Here is a 5,013-nt window from a genome sequence, read left to right on the forward strand (position 1 = left end):
CGTTATTGAGTCCATATTGTTTTTCCTTGCCAACGAATTTTTATATTAATGATTTTATTATTATTTAAGCCAAGATGAGTGTAATGGTGCATATGTGAATGGTCAATCCCTTGTGCTTGTTTTATAGACAGTTACATCAAACTTGATACATAAAGCGTGATCAGTGTTGATGTGAAAGGATGCGAGTATTGGATAACGCACCAATGCACATTTCATTGAGAATCTAACAGTAAATTCGAAGCATAAGGTGGTGTGGGTATTTGAGCAGTGCTAGACTTACGCACAAAATTGAGCGACACAACTGACGAAAGTGTCAACATTCGTCGCAATCACCAAATAAAATGAGAGCAGTATGAAGCATACAGTTGAAGTCATGATCTCTGAGCAAGAAGTTCAGGATCGAGTGAACGAACTAGGCAAGCAGATCACGGAGCACTACCAAGGTAGCGAAGATCTAGTTTTAGTTGGCTTATTGCGCGGATCTTTTGTCTTTATGGCGGATCTTGCTCGTGCTATCGATTTAACTCACCAAGTGGATTTCATGACTGCGTCTAGCTACGGCAACGGCATGGAAAGCTCACGTGATGTTCGTATTTTGAAAGACCTTGATGATGACATCCAAGGTAAAGATGTTCTACTTGTAGAAGACATTATCGATACTGGTAACACGCTGACTAAAGTAAAAGAAATTCTGAGCCTGCGTGGTCCTAAATCTATCGAAATTTGTACGTTATTAGACAAGCCTTCTCGTCGTGAAGTCATTGTAGACACAAAGTGGATTGGTTTTGAAATCCCAGATGAATTCGTTGTTGGTGTGGGTATCGACTACGCACAAAAATATCGTCACCTACCGTACATCGGTAAAGTTGTACCTCAAGAGTAATAACGACTCTGTTGAACACAAACAAAAAAGGCTCGCAAAACGCGAGCCTTTTTTATATCTATTCTTTCTTATATCTATTGGTTAGACGTTAAGAATTAACCTAGGATTGGAGACGATAGGATTTTATCAAGCGCCGCTAAATGGCTGTTTTCTAAAGTATCATTACTTGAGCAACGAACACCAAGATCTTGCAGCTTGCCATTACCAATACCATAAACCACACCGTGGATTTCAATATCTTGTCCACGTTCCCATGCGCTTTGCATGATGGTCGAGTTACCAAGATTGTAGACTTGTTCTGCAACGTTAATTTCGCATAACTTGTCACCCCATTGTTCACGAGGCAGAGATTCAATTTGCTTACGGTACTTAAGATAGTTATCGCGTATGTGGAGTAGCCAGTTGTTGATAAGACCCAGTTTAGGGTTATCTATCGCTGCGTTAACACCGCCACAGCCGTAGTGACCACAAACAATAACGTGTTTCACTTTGAGTACATCGACAGCGTATTGCACTACTGATAAGCAGTTTAGGTCGGTATGAACTACTTGATTAGCGACATTTCGGTGAACAAACAGTTCGCCAGAATACAAACCAGTGAGACGCTCGGCTGGAACGCGGCTATCTGAGCAGCCTATCCATAGAAAACCAGGGCTTTGACCCTCTTCAAGCGTTGTAAAATACTCTGGTCGTTGAGAGCGAATTTCTTCTGACCATTTAGAGTTGTTTTCAAAAAGCTGTTTAATCTCTGGCATTTTGCGTCTTACATCCCTTAATTAAGAACTCTAACTATACACAATGTTACAAATTCAATCTTGTAAAAACTGTGTCAAATAGTACTCATCTGACGTGTACTAGTCGTTAAAATCATTAACTTAGCGTAAAAGGCATAATCCGAATATAAGAGACGAATAGTGTGATTAAATTAACACTTTCTGAACCGTTGATACATTTGTTAAAGTGATAAGGTTTGTCATTTCATCATCAGGAAGGTGTGTTTTGTTTGGAAGTCGTTTTACGGATATCAATCTCAAAGGAGATATGTTTGGCGGTGTAACTACAGCCATCATCTCATTGCCTTTAGCGTTGGCATTTGGTGTCGCTTCTGGTGCGGGCGCGGAAGCTGGCCTTTGGGGCGCCATCATGGTGGGCCTATTTGCGGCATTGTTTGGTGGCTCAAGCAGCTTGATATCAGAGCCTACCGGGCCGATGACAGTGATCATGACGGCAGTAATGACCAGCATGGTGGCCAAGTACCCTGAAACCGGGATGGCAATGACCTTTACCGTGGTAATGATGGCGGGTGCTTTTCAGATATTACTCGGTACATTAAAACTAGGAAAGTACGTCACTTTGATGCCATATAGCGTGATATCTGGCTTTATGTCCGGTATCGGCGTGATTCTTGTCATTCTGCAACTTTCTCCTTTGCTAGGGCACGCAGCCCCTTCTGGCGGAGTGATGGGCACACTTTCGGCACTTCCTGATACGCTAGCAAATCTGAAAGTCAGTGAGCTGTTTTTGGGGGTGTTAACGCTTGGTATCCTTTTCGGTTTTCCTGCTAAATATCGTAAGTATGTGCCCGCTCAATTGGTCGCTTTAGTGGCTGTAACGCTCTTATCCGTTATTATCTTTGATACCGATTCTATTCGCCGTATTGGTGAAATTCCCGCAGGCTTACCTTCTCTTGTTATTCCGACTATCAGCTCTGAGCAATTCACCACAATGGTTATCGATGCTTTGGTGCTAGGTACTCTTGGTTGTATTGATACGCTTTTGACTGCGGTTATCGGAGATTCATTGACTCGTAAAGAGCATGATTCAGACAAAGAACTTCGTGGCCAAGGCATTGCGAATATGATTTCTGGTCTGTTTGGTGCGCTACCCGGTGCGGGCGCAACCATGGGCACCGTGACCAACATTCAGGTAGGGGCTCGTTCTCCGCTTTCTGGTGTTATTCGTGCTTTGGTGCTTGCGCTAGTGGTATTGGTTGCGGGAGGCTTAACAGAACCGATCCCTATGGCGGTGTTGGCTGGTATCGCGATGTATGTCGGTTTCAACATCCTTGATTGGAGTTTTATTCAGCGCGCACACAAGGTGAGTTATGCCGGCATGGGTGTCATGTACGGTGTGATGTTATTAACCGTATTCGTTGATTTAATTATTGCGGTCGGGCTGGGCGTTTTTATCTCAAACATTCTGATCATTGAAAGGCTGAGTCGAGAGCAAGCTAGACAAGTTAAGGCGATCAGTGATGGCGATGATGAAGACGATATCCCATTAACTGACAGTGAACGTCAGTTACTGGATAGTGCCAATGGTAAAGTGCTGTTCTTCTACCTTTCTGGGCCGATGATATTCAGTGTTTCAAAAGCGATTTCACGTCAACACTCGAGTATTTCTGATTATGAAGCGATGATCTTAGATCTAACTGATGTGCCTATGATTGATGTTACCGTTGGTTTAGCGCTAGAAAATGCGATTAAAGATGCCCTAGATGCGCAGTGTGAAGTGTACTTATTGTGTCCTAATGAGAATACTCGTCAGCAATTAGAAAAATTCCATGTGATTGACCTTGTACCTGAATCCAATACTTATCGATTCAGATATGAAGCCCTGACAGCTGCAACAAGCTATGTTGATAGAGATGAACATCAATTTGAGTCAGTTTAATCTTCAGCAATAATTTCACATGAATCAGTTATAGACGCCAAATATAGTATTTGTGATTAATGCCGTTAAGTTAATAACTTAACGGCATTTTTTATGTTTACTGAACACTGAATAGCTCTTTACGTACCTAATATTCTTGTTCGCTTTCGAAAGAAAGCCTCACTCGGTATTTGTATTAATCGTTAATCAACGATAAACTTGTTTGCAAAATGGCCGAGTAAACAAGTTTGAGTTAGTTTTCTGCTAGCTCGTATTAAGCATTACTCTCTTCCTCAAATTCGGCCATCAACATCTTATCTATAGCAAATGGCAGTCTATCTCTATGTATGCATTAGAAATTGAGCAACTAAGAAAAACTTATGCAGGGGGCTTTGAGGCTCTTAAGGGCGTGAGTTTACAAGTAGAAAAAGGCGACTTTTACGCACTACTTGGCCCAAATGGTGCGGGTAAATCCACCACCATTGGTGTTATCTCTTCACTGGTTAATAAAACGTCAGGCAAGGTGAAAGTGTTTGGCTACGACATTGATACCGATCTGGAGTTAGCGAAGTTGAACTTAGGTTTAGTCCCGCAAGAGTTTAACTTTAACCCGTTCGAAACGGTTGAGCAGATCGTGCTACAACAAGCCGGTTACTACGGTGTACCGAAAGCTCTTGCTAAAGAACGCGCTAAAAAGTACTTATCTCAGCTCGATTTGTGGGAAAAGCGTGGCGAACGTGCGCGTAACTTATCTGGTGGTATGAAGCGTCGTTTGATGATCGCGCGTGCACTGATGCATGAGCCTCATTTGTTAATTCTTGATGAACCAACGGCGGGTGTTGATATTGAATTGCGTCGTTCAATGTGGGAATTCCTCAAGGAGATCAACGAGAAGCAGGGCATCACCATTATTTTAACTACGCACTATCTAGAAGAAGCGGAAATGCTGTGTCGTAACATTGGTATCATCAATCGTGGTGAGTTGATTGAGAACACCACAATGAAGTCGCTGTTGGGTAAGTTGAGTGCCGAGACCTTTATTCTTGATCTTGAAGAGGGTGCGACTGAACCTAAACTTGAAGGTGTGAATAGCCAAGTGATGGTTAATGGCTCGCTAGAAATCGAAATCGACAAGAATCGAGGTTTGAATACCATCTTTGATCAATTGAGTGAGCAGCAGGTAAAAGTTCTCTCTATGCGTAACAAAGCAAACCGCCTAGAAGAGCTATTTGTGAGTATCGTCCGTGAGGGGAATAAATAATATGTACAGCCTATATTGGACCGCTTTCTGCAGCTTGTTGACCAAAGAGATCAATCGCTTCACGCGTATCTGGGTGCAAACTCTGGTGCCGCCAGCGATTACCATGACGCTTTACTTCATCATCTTCGGTAACCTGATTGGTGCGCGTATTGGTGAAATGAATGGCTTTAGCTACATGGAATACATTGTGCCCGGTCTGATCATGATGTCGGTGATC

The 5,013-nt window shown here is 42.6% G+C and carries 4 protein-coding genes and 1 pseudogene; 4 read left to right on the top strand and 1 reads right to left on the bottom strand.

Annotation, left to right across the window (positions count from 1 at the left end; genetic code table 11):
* Positions 1–352 precede the first annotated feature (352 nt).
* Positions 353–883: a hypoxanthine phosphoribosyltransferase gene (hpt, locus tag AB4496_RS23280; RefSeq protein WP_009847591.1), complete on the top strand. Its 531-nt coding sequence runs from the start codon at positions 353–355 to the stop codon at positions 881–883.
* A 95-nt stretch (positions 884–978) separates the two neighbouring features.
* Here hpt and can read toward each other — a convergent pair whose 3' ends face one another.
* Positions 979–1,638, bottom strand: coding sequence for a carbonate dehydratase (gene can / locus AB4496_RS23285; protein ID WP_009847590.1), 660 nt, complete (start codon positions 1,636–1,638; stop codon positions 979–981).
* A 286-nt stretch (positions 1,639–1,924) separates the two neighbouring features.
* Between can and AB4496_RS23290 the strand changes: the two genes are divergently transcribed.
* The 3 genes and pseudogenes from AB4496_RS23290 to AB4496_RS23300 form a co-directional block, all read left to right on the top strand.
* Positions 1,925–3,556: a SulP family inorganic anion transporter gene (locus tag AB4496_RS23290; RefSeq protein ID WP_029225614.1), complete on the top strand. Its 1,632-nt coding sequence runs from the start codon at positions 1,925–1,927 to the stop codon at positions 3,554–3,556.
* Positions 3,557–3,878: 322 nt separating this feature from the next.
* A complete protein-coding gene (locus AB4496_RS23295; protein ID WP_009847588.1) occupies positions 3,879–4,796 on the top strand; it encodes an ABC transporter ATP-binding protein in 918 nt (305 codons plus the stop codon).
* A 1-nt stretch (position 4,797) separates the two neighbouring features.
* Positions 4,798–5,013, top strand: a pseudogene (locus AB4496_RS23300) (ABC transporter permease); the annotation flags it as partial.

The organism is Vibrio sp. 10N.222.46.A1 (genome assembly GCF_041473595.1).
GTDB classification, from domain to species: domain Bacteria; phylum Pseudomonadota; class Gammaproteobacteria; order Enterobacterales; family Vibrionaceae; genus Vibrio; species Vibrio tasmaniensis_A.